Below are 25,821 nucleotides of genomic sequence, written 5' to 3' on the forward strand. Positions count from 1 at the left end.
TATCAATCTTTTTGATGTTGTTTATAAGGAGTATTCGTTGGATTGATTGTAGGCGCTGCTCAATACTTCCTTCAACACTTATTCACGCCGCCGTCACTGGCGGCGAAGGGAGGTTGAAATGGAGCGCTCGCTACACTACGCACAAAACCAACAGTGCCAGTCGATTGAGAAACGGCAGCTGAGAGTTACCTGGCGAGAAAGGCTCTATCGCTGGCGGCAGCTGCGTCGTGAGCGTGAGACCTTGCGTCATTTAAGCGACGATATGCTTAAAGATATTGGCATTAGTCGCGAAGCGGTTCAGCGCGAATCACGTCGGCCGTTTTGGGATGACCACGGGTGGCGGCGCTAACGCCTAAGTCATGCCAGCCGTGGTGGGTTTGTGATACCTTGTTGGCACTTAAAAATGCTGCATGAGTTAGTTGCGATTTATGGATGTCAATCAGCGTATTATTTCCCGTCTAGCCACTGAGCTTGGCGTAAGATCCGAGCAAGTATCCGCTACGGTGGAGTTGTTGGATGGTGGCGCCACCGTGCCGTTTATTGCCCGCTATCGTAAAGAAGTCACCGGCGCGCTGGACGATATCCAGCTGCGCCAGTTAGATGAACGCCTGCGTTACCTGCGCGAGCTAGAAGAGCGCCGCGCAGCGGTACTCGCTGCCATTGATGAGCAGGGCAAGCTGGACGCCACACTAAAAGCCAGCATTAACGCCGCCGAGACCAAGCAGCGGCTGGAAGATTTGTACCTGCCGTTTAAGAAAAAGCGCCGCACCAAAGCGCAGATTGCCCGTGAAGCGGGGCTTGAACCACTGGCAGATGCACTGCTTACCAACCCAAGCCTCAACCCCGAAAGCGAAGCGGCAAACTATCTGCGCACAGCCGAAGGCGATATACCTGCCATTGAAGATGCCAAGGCCGCCCTAGATGGCGCCAAGCAGATTTTAATGGAGCGCTTCGCCGAAGACCCCGAATTGATTGGCCAACTGCGTGAGCGGCTATGGCAAGAGGGCCAGCTAAGTGCCCGGGTGCTGGATGGCAAGCAGCAAGAGGGCGCTAAGTTCTCGGACTATTTCGAGCATGATGAGAAACTCGCCAAAGCGCCGTCACACCGCGCTCTGGCCATGTTCCGTGCGCGCAATGAAGGTGTGTTGAGCCTGTCGATCCGGCTGCCCGGTGAAGAGGAGGCCCCCGTCCATCCTGCTCAAGTCGCGATTGCCAAGCAATTTGGCATCAGTGATCAGGGCCGCCCGGCGGATAAATGGTTAGCCGAAGTGGTGCGCTGGACGTGGCGGGTAAAGCTCTACACTGCTCTGGAAACCGAGCTCCTCGGCCGTTTACGGGAACAGGCTGAATTAACCGCGATTGAGGTGTTTGCCGCTAACTTAAAAGATCTGCTGCTGGCTGCCCCAGCGGGGCAGAAAGTCACCCTGGCTATCGACCCCGGTCAGCGCACCGGCTGTAAGGTTGCGGTCGTTGATGCCACCGGGCAGTTTGTCGATCAAGCCACTATCTACCCCCATGCGCCGCAAAACCAATGGAATGAAGCCTTGAGCGTGCTGGCGAAGTTGGTGAAACAGCACGGCGTTGAGCTGATTGCCGTAGGCAACGGCACCGCCAGCCGCGAAACCGATAAGCTGGCCGGTGAGCTGCTCAAGGCACTGGCCCCCGCGCACCGCTTAAGCAAAGTGATGGTGTCGGAAGCAGGCGCTTCAGTGTACTCCGCCTCTGAATACGCCTCACGGGAAATGCCGGATCTTGATGTTACGGTACGGGGTGCGGTCTCCATTGGCCGCCGCCTGCAAGACCCGCTGGCCGAACTGGTGAAAATCGAGCCCAAGTCGATTGGCGTGGGCCAGTACCAGCACGATGTTTCTCAGGTGCAGCTCTCCCGCAGCCTTGAAGTGGTCATTGAAGACTGTGTTAACGCCGTAGGCGTCGATCTCAACACCGCCTCCAGCGCGTTACTTTCTCGGGTAGCGGGTCTTAGTGCTGCACTGGCCGAAAATATCGTTGCTCAGCGCAACGTTAAAGGCGCCTTTAAAAGCCGTAAAGAGCTGTTGGAAGTCAGCCGTCTGGGCGCCAAAACCTTCGAGCAGTGCGCCGGCTTCTTGCGTATCCATAATGCCGATAACCCCTTGGATGCCAGCGCCGTGCACCCGGAAGCCTATCCACTGGTAGAGCGTATCGCCAAGCAGAGCGGCCGTGAAGTACGCGGCTTGATTGGTGATAGCGCTGCGCTGAAAGCGTTAAAGCCAGCCGACTTCGCCGATGAGCGCTTTGGCGTGCCCACGGTCAGCGATATTCTCAAAGAACTGGATAAACCGGGCCGCGACCCGCGCCCAGAGTTTAAAGCTGCCGAGTTCCGCGAAGGGGTCGAAACCCTCAATGATCTCAAACTCTCCATGGTGCTCGAAGGGACTGTCACCAACGTGACACACTTCGGTGCTTTTGTGGATATCGGTGTCCATCAGGATGGCCTGGTGCATATCTCGGCGCTATCAGATCGCTTTATCGACGACCCGCGCAGCGTAGTGAAAGCAGGAGATATTGTCACCGTTAAAGTCATGAGCGTAGACATTCCCCGCAAGCGGGTAGGGCTGTCGATGCGTTTGGATGATCAGCCAGAGGAAGAAACCGGCAACGCGCCAACGGATCAGCGTAACGCAAACCGCAAGCCATCACGGGGGCAGCGAAACAGCGTCAAGCCTGCGGAAGCGGAAGCCCCGATGGGTGCGTTAGGCGCAGCGTTGTTAAAAGCGCGTGGCGGCAAATAGTGATTTGACAGCGGTAAAGTGTCGCATGACTTAAAAACTAGCTAGCTTGAAATAACCATGGTTGCCGCCATATCCTGTTTTCTATTTGAAATAGCGATGATGGCGATGCCACCTGACTACACCAAGGCCCGCTCACGGCGGGTCTTATTGACAAGGAGTGTTCACCTTGCCTGAACCACTCACTGTGCCATCTGCGCTGACCGCGCAAGTCGAGCGCCTGATCCCCAGTGCGCGCCTTGGTCGGTTGGGCCGCCTGCGGCGCGGACTTGAAAAAGAGGGGCTGCGGGTTGATGCCAATGGCCACATTGCGCAAACGCCGCACCCCCACGCGCTGGGCTCCAAGTTAACCCACCCGCATATCACCACGGATTATTCAGAGTCACTGTTAGAGTACATTACGCCGGTTTACTCGCTGCCGGGTGAAGCGTTGTGCTTCCTTTCTGACCTGCACACCTTCACCTATCATCACCTTGAAAATGAGTGGATTTGGCCCGGCAGCATGCCCTCCAGGCTTTCCGGTAACGACAGCGTGCCGATTGCTGACTACGGCAGCTCCAATGTCGGCACCATGAAGCATGTTTACCGTAAAGGGTTGGACATGCGCTATGGCCGCATCATGCAGGCGATTGCAGGCGTTCACTACAACGTCTCGCTGCCGGATGATATGTGGCACGCCCTGCGTGAAATGGAAAAAGCCACCAATATTCCGTTCAACGATTACCGCTCCACCCGCTATTTCGGCATGATTCGCCACTTCCGTCGGCATAGTTGGTTACTGCTTTATTTGTTTGGTGCATCACCGGCGATTGATAAGAGTTTTTTGCCTGACGACAAAAAAGTGCCTGAAAAGCTACACTCCCTAAGTGACGATACCTACTACGCGCCTTACGCGACGACACTGCGTATGTCGGATCTGGGCTATCAAAACAAGGTACAGTCGCAGCTTAAAATCTGTTTTAACTCGCTCTCCAACTACGTAAATACCCTGCGTCACGCCATCTCTTCACCGTGGCCCGACTATGAAAAAATGGGTGTCAACGAGGATGGAGAGTGGCGCCAGTTAAATGCCAATATTCTCCAGATCGAAAACGAGTACTACAGCGATATTCGCCCCAAACGGGTCGCCAAGCACAACGAGACGCCCAGCCAGGCCCTTGAAGCACGCGGCGTGGAGTACATTGAAGTGCGCTGTCTGGATTTAAATCCTTTCGATCCTCTTGGCGTCACGGAAGACCAGATGCGCTTTGTGGATACCTTCTTGATGTGGTGCCTGCTCAGCGACAGCCCATGGATCTCCGACGAAGAGTGCGATCGTCTGGATGACAACCGCCGCTGGGTGGTTGAGCGTGGCCGTGACCCTGAACTTCAGTTATTCAACCACGGTGAAACCACCTCGGTGCGTGAGTGGGGCGAACAGATATTTGCCGAGATGGGCGAGGTTGCCCGCCTGCTGGATGCGGTCGAAGAGGGCACACCTCATGCTGACGCGCTGGAAAGCCTTGCACCACGCTTGGCAGACCCCTCGCTAACGCCCTCTGCGCAAGTGCTTCAACGGCTGAAGGAGAACGGCGGATCGCTTAGCAACTTGATGTTAAGCCTTGCTCAAGAGCAGGCCGCACATTTGAAAGCCGAGCCAATGCAACGTAGTCGCGAAGCGTTACTTGCTCAGTTAATCGAGACCTCCCACCAGCAGCAGCACGATATCGAAGCCGCTGACCAAGAGACCTTTGAGGAATTCTTGCAGGTCTACTTCACCAAAGCGCGTGAGTCCCGCGCTCTCTCGGCGCTGCCATCTGAGGTTCGTCAATGATTCTGCATTCCTTTCGCTCGGTAGCTTTGGCCGGTTTAGCCTTCTGCGTATTAATGATGGCGGTGGCCCTGGGCTTAGAGCATATCGGTGGCTTTGAACCCTGCCCGCTGTGTATCTTCCAGCGTGTGGCGGTGATTGCTGCGGGCATCGTGTTTGCGATTGCTGCTATCCACAGCCCCGCCGGGCGTGTGGGTAAAGTCATTTATGGCCTGCTGTCGCTAATTGCAGTGGGAACGGGTGCCTTTATCGCCGGACGCCATGTGTGGCTACAAGGCTTGCCCGCCGATGAAGTACCTTCCTGCGGCCCAGGGCTGGATTACATGATGGATATTCTGCCCATGCAGGACGTAGTCGCTATGGTATTAACCGGCTCGGGTGAGTGCGCTAATATCGATTTTTCGTTGCTCGGCCTATCACTGCCCGCCTGGACGCTAATCGGATTTGCCATTCTGGCAATCGCCCCGCTGCGTATGCTGTTGATGAAAAGCCGGGGTTAGTAGGGAGGGCGTCAGCGATAAGGAGACGTACATGCTTTATCAACATTTTGCGACTCAAGAAGAGATCGACCGTGCCTACGACCCGATGTTGGGTCGTGACCCGGCGGTGTTGGTAAAGGATTGGCGTGAGCGTAGCGAGACCTCTCGCGCACGCCACCGGGTAAGTCTAGATGTCCCTTACGGGCATTCGCTTACTGAACGCATGGATATCTTTCATGCCGATGCATCTCCTGTCGATAAGCCCCAAGCCCCTGTTCACGTGTTTTTCCACGGTGGCTACTGGCGCTCACTGAGTCACCGTGAATTTAGCTTTATTGTGGATGACTTGGTAAACGCGGGTATTACGGTGGCAGTGGTCAACTACGCGCTCTGCCCGCAGGTGCGCTTTAGCGAGATTGTGCGTCAGGCTCAGGCTGCCGTCGCCTACGTTTATACCCATGCCGCTGAGTTAAACATCGACACTGAGCAGCTGAGTATTTCGGGGCACTCAGCAGGTGGGCATCTCTGTGCCATGCTGATGTCGACAGACTGGGAGGGCATCTTTGGTTTGCCGAATCAGCTAATTCGCGGTGCGCTATGTGTGAGCGGACTCTACGATCTGCGGCCTTTTCCCTGGTCGTGGCTGCAGCCCAAGCTTCAGCTAACCGGTCGCGATGTGCAGGAGTTCAGCCCGCTATGGCTGCCGTGCCGAGTGGCTGCACCGATAAAGCTGGTAGCAGGGGCATTGGAGTCCGATGAATTTGAGCGGCAGATGAGTAGCTACGCTGATCATTTGAGCCAGCAGGGCCAAACTGTTACCCAGCAGCTACTTTCCGATGTGGATCACTTCTCGATTCTTGAACACTATCTAAACGATGGCTGTTTTGTTGAGTGGATTAAAGGGTTTCACGCTAGCGTTGAGATTTGATTAAAACCTAGCAAAGCTACTCATCACAGGATCGAAATAGCCTGAAGCGGGGGTCTTTCGCCATGGATGGCGAAAGTAGCGCCCAAGGACGGGTTCACAGCGCCCCCGCGGAAGGTTGTTTCGATCCGGCGCACCTCTTTGTACTCTGCTAGAGGCACTTTTGATTGTCCTTAACCAGCGGGAATCACCGCCGTTGCTTCGATTTCCACCTTAGCCTGATCTTCCACAAGTCCCGCCACCTGCACCATGGTCATCGCCGGGAAATGTTTGCCCAGCACCTCGCGATAAGCGCCGCCCACTTCTTTAAGCCGGGCCAGATACTCCCGCTTGTCCGTCACGTACCAGGTTAACCGAACGATATGTTCCGGGCCTGCGTCCGCCTCTTTTAAAATCGCCACGATGTTTTGTAGCGCTTGGTTCACTTGAACGACGAAATCATCGCTTTCAAATACCTGATCGGCATTCCAACCAATCTGACCGCCGACAAAAACCGTCTGGCCTGAGGCAAGCACGCCGTTAGCGTAGCCGATGGCCGGTTTCCAATGGGAAGGGTGAAGAAGCTGATGAAAGGTGGCGTCACTCATTATGGCTATCCTTATAGGTTATCAACGGTAATATGCTGGCGTATTGCCTCTGTCCATGGCATCGGCTTACCGCTACTTAAATCCACAAATACCAGGGTTGAATCGCTGGTTAAGCGCTTTTGCTCTCCGCAATAAGCGACAATCTGCAGCGTTAAACTGCTACGACCCATAGACTGAACCCTTAACTCAAAGGTCAGCCGTTCGCCCAACCGGCTAGGCGCGTGAAACTGGGTGTCGATAGCCGCTGTGGGCACCCCCGTACTGGTCTCCACATGCAGTTGGTTAAAGTCGTGGTGCACGACCTCCTCGAACCAATCCTCTACCACCGAGTTAATCATCTCGAAATAGCGAGGATAAAAAACGATTCCCGCCGGGTCACAGTGCTGAAAGCGGACTTTCCGCTGCGTGGTAAACGCCATTGTTATTGTCCTCCCTGCTTTATTCTCAACTTATTCTTAGCTTATTCTTAACTACACGCCCAGGTAACGGTCACGAACGGTGCTATCCAACGCGGCGGGGTTGCCATCCCACACCGTGCTGCCCTTTTCTAAAATGGTGCAGCGGTCAGCGATAGGTAGAATCTCGCTTAACGACTTATCCACCAACAGCGTCGCCTGGCCTTGCTCCTTAAGCAGCCGAATCGCCCGCCAAATCTCCTGACGAATCACCGGCGCTAACCCTTCGGTGGCTTCATCGAGCACCAGCAAGCGTGGGTTGGTCATCAACGCTCGGCCAATGGCCAGCATCTGCTGCTCACCGCCGGAGAGAGTCTTGGCCATTTGCGCCCGACGCTCCTCCAAACGCGGAAACAGCGTTTCTACTTTCTCCAGTGTCCACTCGCCGGGGCGAGCGGTGACCAGCAGGTTTTCGCGTACGGATAAATTGGGAAAGCAGCGGCGCCCCTCAGGTACCAAACCCAACCCCGCCTTAGCGATGCGGTAAGCGGGCAAACGGCGTATGTCTTGAGACTCAAATTCAATAGTGCCGCGGCTAGCTTGAGTCAGACCAAATATCGAGCGAATGGTGGTGGTTTTACCCATCCCATTGCGGCCCATCAACGCCACCATTTCCCCAGCATTCACTTCAAGGTTGACGCCAAATAGCGCCTGGGAGGGGCCATAGAACGTTTCAATGTCAGCAACCTTAAGCATCAGAATCTCCCAGGTAGGCTTCACGGACGCGCGGATCCTGTCTGATGGTATGGCTATCGCCATGGGCAATAACGCTGCCAGAGACCAAAACAGAAATACGATCAGCAAGCCGAAATACCGCTTCCATATCGTGCTCAATCAGCAGAATGGGCACTTCCAACTTTAGCGCTTCAAGCAGATCGGTCAGCTTCGCTGAGCCTTCCGGGCCCAAGCCTGCCATGGGCTCATCGAGTAACAGCGCGCGGGGCTTGAGTGCCAGGGCACAGGCCACCTCTACTTGACGGCGTTCACCATGGGAAAGCTCAAATACCGGCGTCCAGGCGCGATGGCTAAGCTGCATACGCTCCAGCGCCTCATACGCAGGTTCAAGCAGTTGCCGATCTTTGGCGACGGGTTTCCAGAAGCGAAAACTATGACTCTGCAGCGCTTGAACGCCCATCATCACATTGCGCATCACCGATAATGGCTCCGCCAGGGAGGAGACCTGAAAACTACGCCCCAGCCCCATGCGGGCGCGCTGGGCAATGCTCATGCCGGTGATTTCGGTGTCCGCTAGAAAAACGCGGCCCTCATCAGGGCGTATATTGCCGGCAATTTGGCCGATTAACGTCGATTTACCCGCCCCATTGGGCCCAATCAGGGCGTGAATTTCCCCTGGCTTAAGATCCAGCGAAACATCGCTGGTCGCCTGCAGAGCGCCAAAGTGTTTGTTCAGTTTCTGTAGAGAAAGAACGGCATTACTCATTACGCTCCCTCCCGGTCAGCCAACCCATCACCCCGTGTTTGGCAAACAGCACCACGCCAAGCAGGACTAAACCCAGGAATAGCTGCCAATATTGGGTAACGCCTCCTAGGAAGGTCTCCATCATTACAAACAGCACCGCACCGGCCAGGGGGCCATACAGGCGACCCACACCACCCAAGATCACAATCACCATCAGTTCACCGGAGAAGTGCCAGCTCAGCGTGGTGGGGCTAACAAAGCCGTTAAGGTCTGCATAGAGCGCCCCGGCAAGCCCGGTAATTGCTGCAGAAACCACAAATGCCACCAGGCGAATGGGGTAGGGGCTAATACCGGCAGTGGCCAAACGCACATCGTTAAGCCGCGCCATGGTCAGGGCGGCGCCAAAGCGGGATTTCATCAGCCGTGAGGTAATCGCCATGGCTAGCACCAGCCCAGTGAAACAGATCAGAAAATAGGTTAATGCATTACTGCTATCGAACAGAGGAAGGGTGTTACGTATATAAATAGGCAGGCCATCTTCGCCGCCATAGGTTGGCCAGGAATTCGCGAAGTAATAAATCATCTGGGCAAAGGCAAGGGTGATCATAATGAAATACACCCCGGTAGTGCGCAGCGAAATAGCACCGATCACCAGCGCTAGCAGTGCACACAGTATGACCGCGGCCAGCCACACCACCAGCAGGCTATCACTGCCCGGCACGCTGAAAGGCCAAGTCATAAAAGGCGAGTAATCAAACGCGTGGTAGGCGCTAATGCCTGCTACATAGCCGCCCAGACCGAAATAGGCGGCATGGCCAAAACTGACCATGCCGCCATAGCCAATCGCCAGGTTAAGACCCACAGCGGCCATGGCAATAATGGTCATCCGCGAAGCCAAATTAACGTAATAGATATGGCCCAGAAAATAAGCCGCGATAGGCACTAACAGCAGCAGACTGAGCAGCGTTATCTGCACTAGCCCTTTGCGATCAAAGGAGCTGCCAGCTTTGCCGACTAACGGAGCGTGAGCCACGCCTGAGGAAGTGTTATTAGTCATGAGCAGAGAACAGTCCCTTTGGCTTAAAGGCGAGAATAACGGCCATGAGGATATAGATCAGCATTGCGGCCAGCGCCGCGCCGACCCCGGTCGCCTCTGAGGGCGGCATAAAGGCGCGGAAGAAGATAGGCAAATAAACCCGCCCCAATGTATCGACCACACCCACCAACAAGGCACCCAGTAGCGCGCCTTTAATGGAGCCAATTCCGCCAATGACGATTACTACGAAGGCCAAAATCAGCACCGGCTCGCCCATTCCCACCTGAACCGATTGCAGCGCCCCCACCAACGCACCGGCTAAGCCTGCCAACCCCGCGCCCAAGGCGAACACGACGGTATAAAGCTTGGAAATATTCACCCCCAGCGCGCCAATCATTTCGCGGTCGCTCTCACCCGCACGAATACGCATGCCCAAGCGAGTTTTGGAGATCAAAAAGTAAAGTGCGATAGAAATAACGATCCCCACGCCAATCAGCATTAGCCGGTAGATGGGGTAGCGGGTATCGCCGGGCAGCGTAACAAACCCGGTTAACCAGGAAGGTGGGCTAAGCCGCATGGGTGACGAGCCGAAGATCCAACGCGTGCCTTCGGAAAAAATCAGAATAAGCGCAAAGGTCGCTAACACCTGGTCAAGATGGGGGCGGTGATAAAGTCGTCGAATAACGATCAGTTCTACCAACGCACCGACTAACGCCGCCGCCGCAATCCCGGCGCTCAACCCAATCAGAAAAGAGCCAGTGGACGCAGTAACAGCCGCAGTGGCATAAGCGCCCACCATATAAAACGAGCCGTGGGCCAGATTGATCAACCCCATCACCCCGAATACCAAAGTGAGGCCGCTGGCCATCAAAAACAGCATGGTGCCAAGCTGCACGCCGTTGAGAAGTTGCTCAATTAGCAGAGTAACGGACATGAAAGAAACCTTTTGCTAACCAACCAATAGAGGCTGGGTGTCGCCACCCAGCCGCGGCGACATTACATCTGGCACTGTTCGTAGTAGATGTCTTGAATATCTTCAACAGCGACACCGATCAGGCGATTGGTAGGCTCGCCATCGTCACCTTCCACCACTTCACGAACGTAAATATCCTGAATGGGGTGGTGGTTAGGGCCAAAGCGGAACTCGCCGCGCACGCTGTCGAAGTCGGCGGCCCGCAGTGCTTCGCGGAAGGCGTCTTGATCGTCAGGGTGGGCAACGTCGAGGGCGCTAAGAATCAAGTTGGCGGTGTCGTAGCCCTGCGCCGCGTAAAGGGTGGGCATGCGGTCATAGGCGGCTTGGAAGCCCTTGACGAAGCGGTCATTCGCTTCGTTTTCAAGGTCATAAGCCCACAGCGAGGTATTACGAGCGCCAATGGCGGCACTGCCTACTGCTTTAATCAGGATTTCGTCAAAAGAGAAGGCCGCGCCAAAGATGGGCATATCAACGCCGGAACTCTCCCACTGCTTCATAAACGAGATACCCATGCCACCAGGCAGGAAGAAGAACAGGCTGTCCGCATCGCTGGCGCGGATCTGGGCAATTTCAGCCGCGTAGTCGGTTTGACCCATTTGGGTATAAAGCTCGTCGACCACTTCACCTTCATAAAGGTGCTTGAAGCCCGCTAACGCGTCGGTGCCCGCGGGGTAGTTGGGCGCCATAATAATCGGTCGCTCGTAGCCTTCTTCGCGCATATAAGCGCCCATGGCGCCGTGTAGGTTGTCGTTCTGGTACGCCACGTTGAAGTAGTTTTCATGACACATACGGCCCGCTAAATCAGAAGGCCCAGCATTAGGCGAGAGGTAGAAAGTGCCCTGGCGGGTTACGGAAGGAACCACCGCCATGGCTAGATTCGACCAGATAATGCCGGTGAGAATATCGACGTTATCCCGCTGCATAAACTCATCCGCTAAGCTGCGGGCCAAGTCAGGGCGGTTAGCATCGTCTTGAATCAGTACTTCTACATCGTCGCGGCCCGACTGCTCAAGGGCCAGCATAAAGCCATCGCGAACGTCCACGCCCAGGTGCGAACCGCCCCCTGATAGCGTAGTGATCATGCCGATTTTGACCTCTTCGGCGTGGGCGGTCAGCACACTTGAAGAGAGCAGTAAACCAAGGCCTAAGCGAGTTATCTGTTTCATAGCAAGTTCCTCATTATGTAATCGTTTTATTGCTAAGAGGGTTGTACGTTTTTTGATGTGGCACCAGAGCAAGCAGAGCCAGCGCTGGGATAATGCTCCTGGCTCAGCCTAAAACGCTGAACTTTACCCGTGGTTGTTTTTGGTAGCGCCTCGATAAAACGTATGGAGCGAGGGTACTTATAGGGCGCGATAGTCTGTTTGACGAAGTCCTGCAACATTTGCTGACAATCTTCATCTTGCTGAAAACCATCGTTTAGAACAACAAAAGCCTCGACAATTTGCCCGCGTTCTTCACTTGGGGCACCAATCACAGCGCACTCTTTAACAGCCGGGTGGGCCAGTAGTGCAGCTTCTACTTCAGGGCCTGCGATGTTATAGCCAGCTGAAACAATCATATCGTCATTGCGGGCGGCGAAATGAAAATAGCCGTCTGCATCCTGATAAAACGCATCGCCAGTGATATTCCAGCCCGCCTTTACATACTTTTGCTGGCGCTTATCGGCTAGGTAGCGACAGCCAGTGGGGCCGCGCACGGCAAGCTTACCCACCGTGCCGTGAGGTACATCATTCATCTCGTCATCAACGATTCGTGCTTCGTAACCGGTCACCGGTTTGCCGGTACAGCTGGGGCGATGATCTTCCAGACGGTTAGAGATAAAGATATGCAGCATTTCAGTCGCGCCAATACCGTCGATGATGGGCGTACCGGTTTGCTTGATCCAGTCGTGATAAATCGGCGCTGGCAATGTTTCGCCAGCGGAAACCGCCACGCGCAGGCTGCTTAAATCTTCATGACGCGTAGGTGCTGAGAGCATGGCGCGATATGCCGTTGGGGCGGTAAACACCACCGTGGCCTGATATTCGCGGATAATATCCATCATATTGGGCGGGGAGGCGTGTTCCAGCAGCACGGCAGTGGCGCCGAAGCGCAGCGGAAAGATCGCCAGCCCACCCAGGCCAAAGGTAAACGCCAGTGGGGGCGAACCGACGAATACATCTTCCGGAGTTACCTGGAGGACATCCTTGGCGTAGCCATCGGCAATCACCAGTAGATCGCGATGAAAATGCATGGTGGCTTTGGGCGAGCCGGTAGTACCAGAGGTAAAACCAAGCAGCGCCACATCGTCGGCGGCGGTATCCACGGCATCGAAGGTGGCGGGTTTATTGAGTGCCAAGCGGTCAAGTTCGGCGTCATGGTTGGCGGTACCGTCAAAGCCGACTATACGCTTGAGTAGCGGGTTCTGCTCCTGGCACTCGGCCAGCTCATCAAGCAGTCGGGTATCGCAGAGGGCGAGGCTGATTTCCGCTTTATCAATCACCTGACAAAGCTCTTTGCTGCGCAGCATCGGCATGGTGTTGACGACCACAGCGCCTGCCTTGGTGGCAGCCAGCCAGCAGGCCACCATGGCCGGATTGTTGGCCGAACGAATCAGCACTCGCTGGCCAGGAATGACGCCCAGGTCTTCCACCAGCACATGGGCGAGGCGGTTGGTCCACTCGGTAAGTTCTTGGTACGTTCGCCGTCGGCCGTTGCCCGCTAGGGCAATGCGTTCACCGTGGCCCTGGTCGAGCAGCCTGTCGCACAGTTCTACGCCCGCGTTTAAGCGTTCAGGATAATCGTAGCCTGCGAGCAGAAACTCAGGCTGACTATCAATGGGTGGCAGGTTATCCCGCGCAAAAGTATCAGCATGAGCCGACTGGATATACATGACCAACCTCCGTATTTGGTGTCGTTGTTTATGCCTGACGACGCCTCTGCATGAGGCGTTATCAGGGATACGGTGTCTGGCGTTGTGTTTTATTGTTTTAGTGACTTGCTTTACGGCTTTTTGCTGCTTACTCCTCCGCGAGCATGCTGCGGGCGATGACCACTTTCTGGACGTCGGAAGCGCCTTCATAAATGCGCAGCGCACGAATTTCCCGGTAGAGGCTTTCGATAATATGGCCTTTGCGAACGCCGTCACCGCCGTGCAGCTGCACCGCTTGGTCGATCACCTGCTGGGCCTGGTCGGTGGCAAACAGTTTGGCCATGGCCGCTTCGCGAGTGACCCGTTCAGCGCCTTGATCTTTCGTCCAGGCGGCGCGATACACCAACAGGGCGGCGGCATCCACATTGAGCGCCATATCGGCTAAGTGACCCTGCACCATTTGCAGGTCGGAAAGAGTCGCGCCAAACAGCTCACGAGAGCGGCTGCGAGACAGCGACTCCTCCAGCGCCCGGCGGGCGAAGCCTAGCGCGGCGGCGCCGACCGTGGAGCGGAAAACATCTAGCACCGACATGGCAATCCGGAAGCCCTGACCCGGCTGGCCGATCAAGGCGCTGGCAGGTAGCACCATATTGTTAAAGCCAAGTCGCGCTAGCGGGTGGGGCGCCACCGACTCCAAGCGTTCACGAATCTCCAGCCCCGGGGTATCAGCAGGAACCAAAAAGGCGGAAAGTCCTTTGGCGCCGGGGCCTTCACCGGTGCGGGCGAAGACCGTATAGATATCGGCAATGCCACCGTTAGAGATCCAGGTTTTCTCGCCATTCAAGCGGTAGCTATCGCCGTCACGCTCGGCAGTGGTATCCAGTTGGGCCACATCGGAGCCCGAGCGGGGCTCACTAAGGGCAAACGCCGAGAGCGCTTCACCGCTGCGAGTTTTGTCTAGCCACTGTTTCTGTTCATCGCTGCCGTATAGGCTGATCGCGCCGGTGCCCAGGCCCTGCATGGCAAAGGCGAAATCGGCCAGGCCGTCGTGGCGAGCAAGGGTTTCACGAATGAGGCACAGGCTACGCACGTCGATATGCTCGCCAGCGGTGCCTTTTAAAAAGCCCGCCTTGCCCAGGTCGCGCACTAATTGAATGCAGGTGGCGTCAACATCGCTATGGTCGCGGGGAAGCTCTGCTTGGCACCATGCCTCAAGTTGCTCGGAAAGCTCACGATGCTGGGACTCAAAAAAGGGCCACGCTAGAAAACTCTTGTCGCTCATCAGTCCCCCTTAAACTCAGGTTTTTGTTTGGCTACAAAGGCGTGGTAGGCGCGTGCAAAATCATTGGTTTGCATACAGATCGCCTGGGCCTGGGCCTCCGATTCGATGGCCTGCTCCAGGCTCATCGACCACTCCTGATTTAGCTGGGTTTTGGTAATGCTGTGAGCAAAGGTGGGGCCGTTAGCCAACCGGGTGGCGTAGGCGATGGCGTCTTCTTCAAGGGCTTCTGGTTCCACCACTCGGTTGTAAAATCCCCACTGCAGGCCTTCTTCGGCACTCATGCTGCGACCGCTGTAGAGCAGGTCTGCCGCACGGCCTTGGCCGATAATGCGCGGTAGCATTGCGCAGGCGCCCATATCACAGCCCGCCAAGCCCACACGGGTAAACAGAAACGCCGTGCTGGCGCGAGGGGTGGCAAAGCGAATATCTGAAGACATGGCGATAATCGCCCCCGCACCAACACAGATGCCATCCACGGCGGCAATAATCGGCTTGCCGCAGTTGAGCATGGCTTTAACCAGATCCCCGGTCATGCGGGTGAATTCGAGTAGGCCTTTCATATCTTTGCCCACCAGCGGGCCAATGATTTCGTGAACGTCGCCGCCGGAGCAAAAGTTTTCGCCGTTGGAGGTAAACACCACGGCATGAACATCCGAGGCATACACCAGATCACGAAAGGTATCGCGTAGCTCGGCGTAGCTCTCAAAGGTCAGCGGGTTTTTTCGCTCCGGGCGATTGAGTCGAATAACCGCGACTCCGCCTCTCATCTCCCAGATAAAGTGCTCGGGGGTTAAGCCAGCCATACTCTTCATATTATTGTTCTCGCCTGTCGGTGATTAATTGGCATCGTTAGGAGTAGCGGGTAAGCGGTGCAGCAACTCGCCGATATGGTGGGCGTCCTCTTCGCTCACCCCTTCAAATAGCGCATTGATCCAGCGTTCATGCTCAACGGCCATGCCTCTAAAGGTGTCTCTGCCAGCCACGGTCAGGCAGACCCGCGTAGCGCGCCGGTCGCCCTCAATGGCAATACGCTCCACGGCGCCATCCTCCACCAGACGATCAATAATCCCGGTGACGTTGCCATTGGAAACCCGCAGCCGTTTGGAGAGCTCGTTCATTTTTAGGCCCTCTTCAGCGGCATACAACGCAGCCATGACATCGAAGCGGGGTAGCGTAGAGTCGTGCTCCGTTCGCAGGCGTTCGCGTAGTTCGGCCTCAACCTGGCGGGTAACCCGCAGCATGCGCAGCCATAAGCGCAGTCGCTCCTTGCTTAAGCTATTTTTTCCTAGGCCTTCGGCTTTCATACCTCTCCTCCTGAGATTGAGATCGCCTGTCCATTTATCGCGCCGCTGTTAGGGCCGCATAGCCATAGAGCGGTGGCGGTCACTTCGGCGGGGGTGACTAATCGCCCGGTAGGGTTGGTGGATTCAAAGTGAGAGGTCGCCTGTTCGGCGGATTGGCCGGTTTTAGCCACAATGTTATCGACGCTAGCAGTGAGTAGCGGAGTGTCGGTAAACCCAGGGCAGAGCGCATTGACGGTAATGTTGCGGGTCGCCGTTTCAGCCGCTAGCGAACGCACCAAGCCCACTACGCCATGTTTTGCCGCGCAGTAAGCGCCCACATAGGCGTAGCCTTTTAGGCCCGCGGTGGAGGCCACGGCGATTAGTCGTCCACCGTCGTTCAACTGCTTTAAGCCTTCGCGCAGAGTCAGAAATACTCCGCTTAGATTAACGTTGAGCATGCGCTGCCACTGCTCAAACGAGGTCTTGGTCAACGGCGCGCTCTCCGCCGCCCCGGCGTTGGCGATGACGATATCGACCCTGCCGATTGTCTCGAACAGTGCCACCATGGCGGCCTCATCGGTAACGTCGACCACGGCGAAATCAAGGTGACTGTGCTGATCAGCCACCGCTTTAAGGGCCGCTTCCCGGCGACCGGTAATCGTGACCTTGGCGCCTGCTTCGGCAAAGGCCATGGCCATATCGGCACCGATACCGCTGCCACCGCCGGTAATCACCACGCGCTTATCTGTGAGCAGCGTCATACCCACCCCTCGCCACGCTCAGCCAAGCGCTGCAGTTGATCCGCACCTGCCCGGTAGGGCGCAGGCCACTCGACTTCTCTATCACCCAAGCCTGCGGCAACGTGGAGCAGCCAGTAGGGGTCAGCCAAGTGAGGGCGGGCGATACAGACTAAGTCAGCGCGCCCGGCTATCAGAATCGAGTTCACATGGTCGGCCTGATAAATATTGCCCACCGCCATGGTGGCAATCGATGCCTCGTTACGTATCCGGTCAGAGAAGGGCGTTTGGAACATACGTCCATACACCGGTTTGGCCTGGGTGGAGGTTTGCCCGGCAGAGACATCCACAATATCCACCTCTGCTTCCCGCAGCCGCTTAGCGATCTCTACCGCATCGTCGGGGGTAATGCCTTCATCGCCGCACCAGTCGTTGGCGGAAATACGCACTGAAAGCGGTTTATGGGCGGGCCAAACACTGCGTACGGCGTTGATAACTTCAAGCGGGTAGCGCAATCGGTTATCTAGTGAGCCGCCATATTCGTCGTCACGGTGATTGGTCAGGGGAGTAATAAACGATGAGAGCAGATAGCCGTGGGCAGCATGAATCTCGATCATATCGAAGCCTGACCGGTCGGCCATCTGCGCTGCGCGAACGAACTCGTCGCGCACCCGCTCCATATCATCGCGATCCATCGCCTTGGGCACTTGGTTGCGTGCAGACCAAGGTTGAGCAGAGGCTGATAGTATCGGCCAGTTGCCCTCGGCAAGCGGGGCATCCATCTCCTGCCAGCCCAGCTGGGTAGAGCCTTTAGGGCCGGAGTGGCCTAGTTGGGCGCACAACTTGGCGTTGGTTTCTGTATGCACAAAATCGCATAGCCGCTTCCACGCCACTTCGTGCTCTGGGGCATACAAACCTGGGCAGCCGGGGGTGATTCGAGCGGTGGGGCTGACGCAGGTCATTTCGGTATACACCAAGCCTGCGCCGCCTTTGGCCCGCTCGGCGTAGTGGCTAAAGTGCCAATCGGTAGGGCAGCCATCCACGGCTTTGTACTGCGCCATAGGGGAGACCACCACGCGGTTAATCAGCGTCATATCGCGCAATTGGTAGGGCGCAAACATCGGTGCCCGGGCGCTGCCAGGGTTGCCCGCCTGGGTTTGAAACCAGCGCTCGGCGCTCTCCAGCCACTGTGGGTCGCGCACTCGCAGGTTCTCATGGCTGATGCGCTGGGAGCGGGTCAGTAACGAGTAGTTGAACTGCACCGGGTCAAGATCCAGGTAGCGCTCTATCTGCTCAAACCACTCGGTGGAATTACGCGCCGCCGACTGTAAACGCAATACCTCAAAACGGCGCTCCTCTTCATAGCGGGCAACCGCCGCTTGCATACTACTTTCACTGTGCAAGCAGTTAGCCAGCGAGATAGCGCTTTCCAGGGCGAGTTTGGAGCCCGAGCCAATCGAGAAGTGAGCAGTCGCTGCGGCATCGCCCATCAGTACCACGTTCTCGTAGCTCCACCGTTCGCAAAGTACCCGTGGGAAGTTGATCCACGCCGAACCGCGGATATGGTTGGCGTTGGTCATCAGTGCATGGCCGTCGAGATGCTTGGCAAAGATGCGCTCGCAGACGGCTATCGATTCCTGCTGGCTCAGCTCACCAAAGCCAAACGCCTGCCAAGTGGCTTCACTGCACTCGACGATAAAGGTCGCCGTATCCTTATCAAATTGATACGCGTGGGCCCACACCCAGCCATGTTCGGTATGTTCGAAAATAAACGTAAAGGCGTCATTAAAGGTCTGGTGCGTGCCTAGCCAAACGAACTTACACGCCCGGACATCAATATCGGGTTTGAAGTGTTCGGCATAGGTCTGACGGGTGCGGGAATTAAGGCCATCGGCAGCCAATACCAAGTCATACTCTTGCCGGTACTGTTCAATGGTGGCTTCTGTGGCATCGGTTTCAAAACGCATTTCAACGCCCAGCTCGCGAGCACGCTCCTGGAGCAGAATCAGCAGTTGGCGGCGGCCAATACCGCAGAAGCCGTGGCCTGTAGATACCGTTTTAACGCCTTTATGAACGACTGCGATGTCATCCCAATAGGCGAAATGTTCACGAATGCGCTCTGCACTGATCGGGTCATTCGCTGCGAGGTTGTCCAGGGTTTCGTCTGACAGCACCACACCCCAGCCGAAAGTATCATCTGGGCGGTTGCGCTCAAGCACCACGATGTCGTGGGAAGGATCCTGCAGTTTCATACTGATAGCGAAATAAAGGCCGGCAGGCCCTCCACCCAGGCAGGCAATTCTCATTGTTGTTCTCCACAGGAAAGCAGGCTCTTTTCTGAAGATAGGCGAGGGATTAATAAAATTCAAGCATAAACTTTTTAAGCTTAAACTATTTTTTTTCAATGCCTTTTATTAGCGTACCGGCGACCATTTAACGACCTGTATGCTGCCGCGCTCGCAATGGTGGCCGGAAGATGAGAGCATAAAAAGAAGTAGAAATATGGCAGCATCAACCGCTTGAGAACGCTGGTCATCAGTCATAGATGAAAGCGTTATGGGCAGTGAACTTTTAGTACCATGGAAACCGTACTTGCTGGGATTGACAGAGGTAGTGAGAGGCGCGACTCTAAGCCTATTCTCTGTTCTGAGCGGTTAATAGACGTTATTAATAGTCGTTATTAATAGCAGTTAAAGGTGAGTTTAAGGAGAAAGCCCCATGCTCGAAGATTGCAAAAATGCCCTGGAGCGCTGGGGAGGCGTGCATACCCTGATCGACCGCTGGCTGGATCAGCGTCGTCAGCTATTGATTAGCTTTATTGAGCTGAAGGAAGCCTGTGATGCTGAACTGGAGGCAGTCAGCAAAGCGCCTATTGATACCTTCAGTGAGCTGTTGATGGATTATATCAGCGCTGGCCACTTTGAGATTTATCCCCAACTGTCCGAAGAGGCGCAGGCCTTTGGTGATGAAAGCGCGCTTGTTATTGCAGAAAAGTTGCTTGAGCGTTTAGAAATGTCCACCGAGATGGTGTTGGAGTTTGATACCGACTTTGGCTCGACCCTTAGCTGCGAGCAAAATATCGCCCGCCTGCCCGCCTGGATCGACCGCCTAGCCCGCGGCCTCACCGAACGTTTCGCGCTGGAAGACCAGTTAATCGCGCGCCTACACGCCGCTCACAGCCCGCAAAACACCAAAGCCCCCGCTTAAGCCCCCTATTAAACAGGCGCCGCCATGCGGCGCTTCTGACTATCCCTGATGATTACCCCCTAACCCCGGCACCGCTGCGCGCTGCTCCCGCGGGTGCGCTGACGCTTACGCCGCGCTACTAAATCACGCTTGCACATAAAACGACGGGCGCCCAATAATCGATTCACTCCTCACTCCTCACTCCTCACTCCTCACTCCTCACTCCTCACCGATTTCGCCTCAACTTCCCGCCAATCACCAACATGCAAGGCGTAAGTAGCAGCGTTAGCGCGGTGGCAAAGGTGAGTCCGCCGGCAATGGCGCTCGACATCTGCGTCCACCACTGGGCAGAAGGGGCATTAAAGCCCAGCGCCGGCGAGAATAGATCCACATTGATCCCTAGTACCATCGGCATTAGCCCCAACACCGTGGTAATCGCCGTTAGCAGTACCGGGCGTAGGCGCAAGCAGCCCGCTTCAAGGGCGGCTTCGACCGGCGTCATGCCCTGGCCGCGTAACTCGTTGTAGGTATCGATCAAGACAATGTTGTTATTGACCACAATACCCGCAAGAGCAATTACCCCCATCCCCACCATGACAATGCCGAAAGCCTGGCCGGTGATCAGCAGCCCCATCAACACTCCCGCGGTAGAGAACACAATAGCCGATAGCACCAAGCCCGCCTGATAGAAGCTATTGAACTGAGTGACTAGAATCAGCGCCATCAAACCGATAGCAATCAAGAACGCGCTGGCCAGGAACTGCATTGACTCCTGTTGATCCTCCTGCTCACCGGCCACATTCACCATTAAACCATCAGGCAGGCTGTCGCCACCCGCTTCCAGCAGCGCGCCCAGGCGCTCATCAGCGAGATAGCCGGGGGCAAGATCGGCGTCTATGGTAATGGCGCGTCGGCCATCAATACGGTTCAGCGTACCGACTTTAGGTGCTGGTTCCAGGGTCACAAAATGCGAGATGGGCACCTGACCCCGCTGGGTGTTGATGGTCAAGCGCTCAAGCTGATCCAGCGAGCGCCAGTTTTGTGGTAAACGCACGCGGATATCCACTTCATCACTCACTTCGGGCGGCCGATAGCTCGCGACTTGAAGGCCCGTCGTCAGTAGCTGTACCGCGCTACCAATGGTGGTCACGTCGGTGCCCATACGCGCTGCGGCTTCGCGATCCACGTTAACTCGCCACTCCACGCCGGGCAGGCTGCGGTTATCCTGAATATCGGTAAAACCACCCAGCTCGCGCATTAATTGGGTCAGTTGGTTTACCCCGGTATCAGCAACGTCAGGATCGGTGGCGCTCACTTCGAGCACAATAGGCTTGCCGCCGCCGGGGCCCATTTCCTGTTCCTGAAATTCCAGCGTAATACCGGGAATACCTGCTGCGCGCTCGGCCATATCGTCCAAAATAGCCTGAGCAGGGCGACGCTCATGCCAGTCGATGAACTGGAACTGCAGCATGCCGATAACGTCATTGCCCATCTGCTCGTTGGGCACCGCAAAGGAGCGCGCATACAACGCCCTGACTTCGCTCATGCCGGATAATTTGGCTTCCACCCGCTGCACAATGGCATCGGTCTCCACGGCAGAAAAATCACCTCGGGCACGCACCAGTACCTGGGCGCTGTCGGGCTCTACGCTGGGAAAGAAGTCGACGCCGTGGTTGAAGCGCGCATAGCCGGTGTACAGCAGCGCCATTAACAGCACCGTGACCAGCAGTACCCAGGCAGGGTGCTTGAGTAGTCTGGACAACAGATGGCGATAGCCCCGCCCAAACGACGTCGTTGCCTCTTCATGGTGAGTGCCATCAGTAGCGGTTGTGGTACGTGTAAATAAACGGCCCAGCGTCGGCAAAAACACCAGTGCCATGGCGAGCGATGCTAAAAGACACAAAATCACCGTGGCGGGCAGGTACTTCATAAACTGGCCGACCACGCCGGGCCAGAACAGCAGGGGAATAAAAACTGCAAGCGTAGTCGCTGTCGAGGCAATGACCGGCCAGCTCATCCGCGAAGCGGCGTTGAGCCACGCCTCATGGGGCGCTTGTCCATCCCGTAAGTAGCGGTCGGCAAGCTCGCTGACTACGATAGCGCCGTCCACCAGCATGCCCGCCACCAGAATCAACGCAAACAGCACCACGATATTGAGCGTAAAACCAAACGCCCACACCAGCAGGATGCCGGTTAAAAACGCGCCGGGAATGGTAAGCCCGACCAACAGCGCCATGCGCCAACCCATCGCTGCGACCACCACGATTAGCACCAGCACCACAGCAGTCAGCACGTTGTTGAGTAGCTCCGAGAGCATATTCTCAACGGTGGTCGACTCATCCAGAATGGTGGTGAAACGTAGCTGTTCGGGAAGCAAGTCATCGGCCTCGGCTAAGCGGTCACGTACAGCGCCAATGGTGGCGATGATATTCGCCCCGGCGCGTTTGGAAACCTCCAGCACCACCGCTGGCTGGCCATCAATGCGGGCGAAGCCTTCCGGCTCTTTATAGGTGGGGTGAATCCATGCCACATCGCCAAAGGTGACCACGCGATCCTCATCAACCTTGACCGGCATATTCATGACGTCCTCAAGAGACTCAATAATGCCGGGGACTTTTAACGCCAGGCGCCCCGCGCCGGTATCCAAGCTGCCCGCTGCCACCAGGCGGTTATTGCGCGATACCTGATTAAACAACGCGTCAAAGTCGACGCCGTAGCTCTCCAGCACCAGCGGATCGACGACAATTTCCAGCAGGTCTTCCCGCTCACCGGCAATGTCAACTTCCAGCACATCGGCGATGCCTTCGATCTCCTCCTGCAAGCGCCGGGCAATGGTCATGCGTTCGCGGGTATCCAATTGCCCGGAGAGGCCAATCGTCAACACCGGAAACTCCGAAACGTTGACCTCCATCACCCTCGGTTCATCGGCCTCGGAAGGCAGTTCGCTGCGGGCAATATCCACACGGTCGCGCACGTCGGTCAGTGCGGTGTCCGGGTCAAAGCCAGGGTCGAACTCTAGGGTTATCGAACCATGCCCCTCGCTGGACTGGGCGGTGAACTTGCGCAGCCCTTCAATGCCGCGCAGCTCCTGCTCCATGGGTCGAATCAACAGCCGCTCGCCATCCTCGGGGCTCACCCCCTCCAGTGACAGCGATACATAAATCATTGGAATGGTGACGTCGGGGTTGGCTTCTTTAGGGATCATCTGCCAGGCAGTGATGCCCGCCAGCAGCAGGCTGACTAACAGCAGCAGCGTCGTTCGGGTGTGGGCTAGCGCCGCATCAATCAACTGGCGCATTGACGGTATCCTGTTCCGCTGGCTGTTCTGAGGAGCGTTGCGACGACGGCTGCGAAATAATTGCCACCTCAGCAGGCACCGGAGTAACCGTTTCACCGATTTCCACCATCCCTGCGCCTAGCGTAATCAGACGCAGCGGATCAGGCAGACCGGTCACGTAGGCGCGCTGGATGTCAGCGCTAACAAGCTCGACGGCCGTTAGCTGTACCTGATCGTTGTCATCCAGATGCTTGACCGCCAACTGACCTTCGCTATTCAAACTCAGTAGCGCAGGCGAAAGGGTATGCACCTGGCGGGGCGGTAGGGTGATCGTTAGCTCCGCGCTGGCGCCTGCCAAGCGTTTACCGGCCGGGTTATCCAGCGTGGCTTCAATATAAAAGCTGCGTGTGGCCTCTTCGGCGCGGTGGCTGATAAAGGTCAGCTCGCCTTCTAAGTGACCGCCATTTAGCAGCCGGGCGGTCACTGGCAATCCCTCGCTTAAACCACCTACCTGCTGCTGTGACACCCAAGCAGCACCTTTCAAGCGGCGGTCATCCACCAACTGGCCCCACTCTTCACCGGGCTGGAGCAGGTCGCCCAGCTCCACCTGAACACGGTTCAGCACACCATCAAACGGCGCGGTGGGGCGGCTGTCGTCCAATTGCTTCTGCAGTTGCGCCACTGCGGCGGCGCTGGCGCTTAGTGCGCTCTGCAGTCGCAGTAGTTCTGGCTGGGAGATCAACTCCCGCTGGCGCAGATTGCGGGCGCCAGCGTATTCGGCCTCGGCGACGGCCAGCTCGTCCCGGGCTTGTTGTAGTTGCTCGGGTAGGGCGTCGTTATCCAGTATTAGAAGCGTATCGCCTGCCGCAACGCGGCTGCCTTGGGCCACCGGCTTCTCGGCTACAAAGCCCGCTATATTGGCACGTAGCGTGGTTTCACGCTCGGCTGTCAACTGGCCCTGAATAATCTGCTGGGGGATAAACGGCGTGCTCTGCTGAACGACAATTTCGACCTGCGAGCCTGCTTCGCTGCGTGTTGGGGCATCTGGGGGCGACGTTTGAAAACTTTGAAAATTACCAAAAGCGAGCCATATCACCAGCGCCAGTACCAACAGGCTAGCCAAGGCATAAGAAAACGGGATTTTTCGCATGGAGCGTCCATGTCCTTAGCAAAACAAGAAAGGAGGGCATAAAACCGAAGATACCATAGCGCAACTCAGCCTATTCAGCGAGTAGCACGCCATCGGGTGGCAAGTGCGTATGTCAAATGGGAAGTACGTGTGTCAAATGGCAAGTAGTCTCATGTCTGATTGAGTTTTTGCTCATCTGGGCATACCATCTTTGCGTCTTGAGTTCTGTTAAGCCACTCCTCAGGCGAGAACCATCCCTAGGCGAACCAATCAAGGAGCAATGATGAAAGATCCAGTACGTATTGCGATTACCGGCGGCGCCGGTCAGATCAGCTACTCTCTCATTTTCCGCATCGCCGCTGGCGACATGCTGGGGCCGGATCAACCCGTCATTCTCCAGCTGCTGGAAATTCCCCAGGCAATGGACGCCCTGAACGGCGTGGTAATGGAAGTTAATGACTGTGCTTTCCCGCTGGTGCAAGAGATTGTTGCCACAGACGACCCGAACACTGCGTTCAAAGACGCTGATTACGCCCTGTTGGTCGGTGCCCGTCCGCGTGGCCCAGGTATGGAGCGTAAAGACCTACTCGAAGCCAACGCAGCGATCTTCTCTGTGCAAGGTAAGGCGCTGAACGATCACGCTAGCCGTGATGTGAAAGTGCTGGTAGTGGGTAACCCGGCTAACACCAACGCGCTAATTGCGTCCTGCAACGCGCCGGATCTAGACGCCGGTCAGTTCACTGCCATGACGCGTTTGGATCACAACCGTGCCCTGACTCAGCTGGCTCAGAAAACCGGTAAGCACGTCACTGACGTTGAAAACATGATCATCTGGGGCAACCACAGTGCCACCCAGTACCCTGATCTAGCCCAGTGCAAAGTCGACGGTAAAGCAGCGTTCGATTTGGTTGAGCGCGACTGGTACGAAAATGACTTTATCCCCACCGTGCAACAGCGCGGCGCGGCGATCATTAAAGCACGTGGCGCCTCTTCTGCCGCCTCTGCTGCCTCTTCCGCCATTGATCACATGCGCGATTGGGCGCTGGGTTCCAAAGGCATCGTCAGCATGGCGATTCCGTCTGACGGCAGCTACGGCATCGAAGAAGGCATCATCTACTCCTACCCAGTGCGTTGTCAGGGTGGCAAGTATGAAATCGTTCAAGGCTTCGAGCTTGACGAATTCAGCCAAGAGAAGATGAAAGCCACCGAAAAAGAACTGCGCGAAGAGCGTGCAGCCGTCGAGCACCTGCTCGGCTAAACGCGCCCACTGACGCGTTTAGATAAGCGCCAGTCAACGCCAAACCCCGTAAGTGATGCTTGCGGGGTTTTTTATTGCTGGGTGTGTGCCAGGGTAAATGCAAATAGAAGGTATTGTGGGTTTCGTGGCGCGTGGTAAGCCTCAGGCGCACACGCGGAAGCAGCGCGAAGCGGTGCCGGGGTTGGCGCCGTGCCATTGGGCCTCGTTCCACCGCCTTCTGCGGGTGCCTACAAAAATGTGAATTGTATGTGGTAAATGGTGAATCGTTTCGTACTCTTCACGATTCACGATTCACGATTCACGATTCACGATTCACGATTCACGATTCACGATTCACGATTCACGATTCACGATTCACGATT

Annotated in this window: 22 protein-coding genes; 7 read left to right on the forward strand and 15 right to left on the reverse strand. The window is 56.2% G+C overall.

Annotation, left to right across the window (positions count from 1 at the left end):
* Positions 1–118: 118 nt before the first annotated feature.
* From J7J49_RS06945 to J7J49_RS06965, 5 genes are all read left to right on the forward strand, one after another.
* Positions 119–349, forward strand: coding sequence for a DUF1127 domain-containing protein (locus tag J7J49_RS06945; protein ID WP_064236320.1), 231 nt, complete (start codon positions 119–121; stop codon positions 347–349).
* A gap of 79 nt (positions 350–428) precedes the next feature.
* The gene (locus J7J49_RS06950; RefSeq protein ID WP_215091292.1) at positions 429–2,771 is read left to right on the forward strand and encodes a Tex family protein; all 2,343 of its coding nucleotides are present in this window, start codon (positions 429–431) and stop codon (positions 2,769–2,771) included.
* Positions 2,772–2,937: 166 nt separating this feature from the next.
* Positions 2,938–4,581 carry a glutamate--cysteine ligase gene (gshA, locus tag J7J49_RS06955; protein ID WP_215091294.1) on the forward strand — a complete coding sequence of 548 codons (1,644 nt, stop codon included), beginning with the start codon at positions 2,938–2,940 and terminating at the stop codon, positions 4,579–4,581.
* Entirely contained in the window at positions 4,578–5,078 is a 501-nt protein-coding gene (locus J7J49_RS06960; RefSeq protein WP_215091296.1) for a disulfide bond formation protein B, read from the forward strand. Before gshA ends, J7J49_RS06960 begins: the two co-directional genes overlap by 4 nt.
* A 31-nt stretch (positions 5,079–5,109) precedes the next feature.
* On the forward strand, positions 5,110–5,985 hold the full coding sequence (locus J7J49_RS06965) for an alpha/beta hydrolase (RefSeq protein ID WP_215091298.1): 876 nt from the start codon (positions 5,110–5,112) through the stop codon (positions 5,983–5,985).
* Between the two features lie 170 nt (positions 5,986–6,155).
* Here the strand turns inward: J7J49_RS06965 and J7J49_RS06970 are convergent, their stop codons facing one another.
* The 13 genes from J7J49_RS06970 to J7J49_RS07030 all read right to left on the reverse strand — a co-directional run bounded on the left by J7J49_RS06970 (position 6,156) and on the right by J7J49_RS07030 (position 18,915).
* Positions 6,156–6,569 (reverse strand): RidA family protein, encoded by a 414-nt coding sequence (locus tag J7J49_RS06970; RefSeq protein WP_215091300.1) that lies wholly within the window; start codon positions 6,567–6,569, stop codon positions 6,156–6,158.
* Between the two features lie 11 nt (positions 6,570–6,580).
* Complete coding sequence (locus tag J7J49_RS06975; protein ID WP_215091301.1) at positions 6,581–6,988, reverse strand: acyl-CoA thioesterase; 408 nt, start codon at positions 6,986–6,988, stop codon at positions 6,581–6,583.
* A gap of 51 nt (positions 6,989–7,039) precedes the next feature.
* Complete coding sequence (locus J7J49_RS06980; RefSeq protein ID WP_215091304.1) at positions 7,040–7,720, reverse strand: ABC transporter ATP-binding protein; 681 nt, start codon at positions 7,718–7,720, stop codon at positions 7,040–7,042.
* On the reverse strand, positions 7,713–8,465 hold the full coding sequence (locus tag J7J49_RS06985; protein ID WP_215091306.1) for an ABC transporter ATP-binding protein: 753 nt from the start codon (positions 8,463–8,465) through the stop codon (positions 7,713–7,715). Before J7J49_RS06985 ends, J7J49_RS06980 begins: the two co-directional genes overlap by 8 nt.
* Complete coding sequence (locus J7J49_RS06990) at positions 8,458–9,501, reverse strand: branched-chain amino acid ABC transporter permease (protein WP_251048179.1); 1,044 nt, start codon at positions 9,499–9,501, stop codon at positions 8,458–8,460. The genes J7J49_RS06985 and J7J49_RS06990 overlap by 8 nt, the downstream gene beginning before the upstream one ends.
* Positions 9,494–10,414: a branched-chain amino acid ABC transporter permease gene (locus J7J49_RS06995; RefSeq protein ID WP_215091308.1), complete on the reverse strand. Its 921-nt coding sequence runs from the start codon at positions 10,412–10,414 to the stop codon at positions 9,494–9,496. The genes J7J49_RS06990 and J7J49_RS06995 overlap by 8 nt, the downstream gene beginning before the upstream one ends.
* A gap of 62 nt (positions 10,415–10,476) precedes the next feature.
* The gene (locus J7J49_RS07000) at positions 10,477–11,619 is read right to left on the reverse strand and encodes an ABC transporter substrate-binding protein (protein ID WP_215091310.1); all 1,143 of its coding nucleotides are present in this window, start codon (positions 11,617–11,619) and stop codon (positions 10,477–10,479) included.
* A 32-nt stretch (positions 11,620–11,651) separates the two neighbouring features.
* On the reverse strand, positions 11,652–13,328 hold the full coding sequence (locus tag J7J49_RS07005) for a benzoate-CoA ligase family protein (RefSeq protein WP_064236331.1): 1,677 nt from the start codon (positions 13,326–13,328) through the stop codon (positions 11,652–11,654).
* A 127-nt stretch (positions 13,329–13,455) separates the two neighbouring features.
* Positions 13,456–14,589: an acyl-CoA dehydrogenase family protein gene (locus J7J49_RS07010; RefSeq protein ID WP_215091312.1), complete on the reverse strand. Its 1,134-nt coding sequence runs from the start codon at positions 14,587–14,589 to the stop codon at positions 13,456–13,458.
* Positions 14,589–15,401, reverse strand: coding sequence for an enoyl-CoA hydratase family protein (locus J7J49_RS07015; protein ID WP_064236333.1), 813 nt, complete (start codon positions 15,399–15,401; stop codon positions 14,589–14,591). The genes J7J49_RS07010 and J7J49_RS07015 overlap by 1 nt, the downstream gene beginning before the upstream one ends.
* A gap of 24 nt (positions 15,402–15,425) precedes the next feature.
* Complete coding sequence (locus tag J7J49_RS07020) at positions 15,426–15,893, reverse strand: MarR family winged helix-turn-helix transcriptional regulator (protein WP_215091314.1); 468 nt, start codon at positions 15,891–15,893, stop codon at positions 15,426–15,428.
* Positions 15,890–16,633, reverse strand: coding sequence for an SDR family NAD(P)-dependent oxidoreductase (locus tag J7J49_RS07025; RefSeq protein WP_215091316.1), 744 nt, complete (start codon positions 16,631–16,633; stop codon positions 15,890–15,892). Before J7J49_RS07025 ends, J7J49_RS07020 begins: the two co-directional genes overlap by 4 nt.
* Positions 16,630–18,915, reverse strand: coding sequence for a bifunctional salicylyl-CoA 5-hydroxylase/oxidoreductase (locus tag J7J49_RS07030; protein ID WP_215091318.1), 2,286 nt, complete (start codon positions 18,913–18,915; stop codon positions 16,630–16,632). The genes J7J49_RS07025 and J7J49_RS07030 overlap by 4 nt, the downstream gene beginning before the upstream one ends.
* Positions 18,916–19,327: 412 nt before the next feature.
* Between J7J49_RS07030 and rsd the strand changes: the two genes are divergently transcribed.
* Positions 19,328–19,816, forward strand: a complete 489-nt coding sequence (rsd, locus tag J7J49_RS07035; protein WP_215091320.1) for a sigma D regulator — start codon at positions 19,328–19,330, stop codon at positions 19,814–19,816.
* A gap of 205 nt (positions 19,817–20,021) precedes the next feature.
* Here rsd and J7J49_RS07040 read toward each other — a convergent pair whose 3' ends face one another.
* Both J7J49_RS07040 and J7J49_RS07045 read right to left on the reverse strand, forming a co-directional pair.
* Complete coding sequence (locus tag J7J49_RS07040; protein ID WP_215091322.1) at positions 20,022–23,093, reverse strand: efflux RND transporter permease subunit; 3,072 nt, start codon at positions 23,091–23,093, stop codon at positions 20,022–20,024.
* Positions 23,077–24,222: an efflux RND transporter periplasmic adaptor subunit gene (locus J7J49_RS07045; RefSeq protein WP_215091324.1), complete on the reverse strand. Its 1,146-nt coding sequence runs from the start codon at positions 24,220–24,222 to the stop codon at positions 23,077–23,079. Before J7J49_RS07045 ends, J7J49_RS07040 begins: the two co-directional genes overlap by 17 nt.
* Before the next feature lie 262 nt (positions 24,223–24,484).
* On the opposite strand from J7J49_RS07045, the gene J7J49_RS07050 reads away from it, so the two are divergent.
* Positions 24,485–25,459: a malate dehydrogenase gene (locus J7J49_RS07050; RefSeq protein WP_064236344.1), complete on the forward strand. Its 975-nt coding sequence runs from the start codon at positions 24,485–24,487 to the stop codon at positions 25,457–25,459.
* The last annotated feature ends 362 nt before the right edge of the window (positions 25,460–25,821 follow it).

The sequence above is a fragment of the Halomonas sp. ISL-56 genome (genome assembly GCF_018612805.1).
Taxonomy (GTDB): domain Bacteria; phylum Pseudomonadota; class Gammaproteobacteria; order Pseudomonadales; family Halomonadaceae; genus Vreelandella.

Excerpts from the sequence above, each read along its gene's own strand:
- J7J49_RS06980 (WP_215091304.1), bottom strand. The coding sequence starts at position 7,720 with ATGCTTAAGGTTGCTGACATTGAAACGTTCTATGGCCCCTCCCAGGCG.
- J7J49_RS06995 (WP_215091308.1), bottom strand. The coding sequence starts at position 10,414 with ATGTCCGTTACTCTGCTAATTGAGCAACTTCTCAACGGCGTGCAGCTT.
- J7J49_RS07025 (WP_215091316.1), bottom strand. The coding sequence starts at position 16,633 with ATGACGCTGCTCACAGATAAGCGCGTGGTGATTACCGGCGGTGGCAGC.
- J7J49_RS07015 (WP_064236333.1), bottom strand. The coding sequence starts at position 15,401 with ATGAAGAGTATGGCTGGCTTAACCCCCGAGCACTTTATCTGGGAGATG.
- J7J49_RS07020 (WP_215091314.1), bottom strand. The coding sequence starts at position 15,893 with ATGAAAGCCGAAGGCCTAGGAAAAAATAGCTTAAGCAAGGAGCGACTG.
- J7J49_RS07005 (WP_064236331.1), bottom strand. The coding sequence starts at position 13,328 with ATGTATATCCAGTCGGCTCATGCTGATACTTTTGCGCGGGATAACCTG.
- J7J49_RS07030 (WP_215091318.1), bottom strand. The coding sequence starts at position 18,915 with ATGAGAATTGCCTGCCTGGGTGGAGGGCCTGCCGGCCTTTATTTCGCT.
- J7J49_RS07040 (WP_215091322.1), bottom strand. The coding sequence starts at position 23,093 with ATGCGCCAGTTGATTGATGCGGCGCTAGCCCACACCCGAACGACGCTG.
- J7J49_RS07010 (WP_215091312.1), bottom strand. The coding sequence starts at position 14,589 with ATGAGCGACAAGAGTTTTCTAGCGTGGCCCTTTTTTGAGTCCCAGCAT.
- J7J49_RS06950 (WP_215091292.1), top strand. The coding sequence starts at position 429 with ATGGATGTCAATCAGCGTATTATTTCCCGTCTAGCCACTGAGCTTGGC.
- rsd (WP_215091320.1), top strand. The coding sequence starts at position 19,328 with ATGCTCGAAGATTGCAAAAATGCCCTGGAGCGCTGGGGAGGCGTGCAT.
- J7J49_RS06970 (WP_215091300.1), bottom strand. The coding sequence starts at position 6,569 with ATGAGTGACGCCACCTTTCATCAGCTTCTTCACCCTTCCCATTGGAAA.
- J7J49_RS07050 (WP_064236344.1), top strand. The coding sequence starts at position 24,485 with ATGAAAGATCCAGTACGTATTGCGATTACCGGCGGCGCCGGTCAGATC.
- J7J49_RS06975 (WP_215091301.1), bottom strand. The coding sequence starts at position 6,988 with ATGGCGTTTACCACGCAGCGGAAAGTCCGCTTTCAGCACTGTGACCCG.
- J7J49_RS07045 (WP_215091324.1), bottom strand. The coding sequence starts at position 24,222 with ATGCGAAAAATCCCGTTTTCTTATGCCTTGGCTAGCCTGTTGGTACTG.
- J7J49_RS06985 (WP_215091306.1), bottom strand. The coding sequence starts at position 8,465 with ATGAGTAATGCCGTTCTTTCTCTACAGAAACTGAACAAACACTTTGGC.
- J7J49_RS06960 (WP_215091296.1), top strand. The coding sequence starts at position 4,578 with ATGATTCTGCATTCCTTTCGCTCGGTAGCTTTGGCCGGTTTAGCCTTC.
- J7J49_RS06990 (WP_251048179.1), bottom strand. The coding sequence starts at position 9,501 with ATGACTAATAACACTTCCTCAGGCGTGGCTCACGCTCCGTTAGTCGGC.
- J7J49_RS07000 (WP_215091310.1), bottom strand. The coding sequence starts at position 11,619 with ATGAAACAGATAACTCGCTTAGGCCTTGGTTTACTGCTCTCTTCAAGT.
- J7J49_RS06945 (WP_064236320.1), top strand. The coding sequence starts at position 119 with ATGGAGCGCTCGCTACACTACGCACAAAACCAACAGTGCCAGTCGATT.
- J7J49_RS06965 (WP_215091298.1), top strand. The coding sequence starts at position 5,110 with ATGCTTTATCAACATTTTGCGACTCAAGAAGAGATCGACCGTGCCTAC.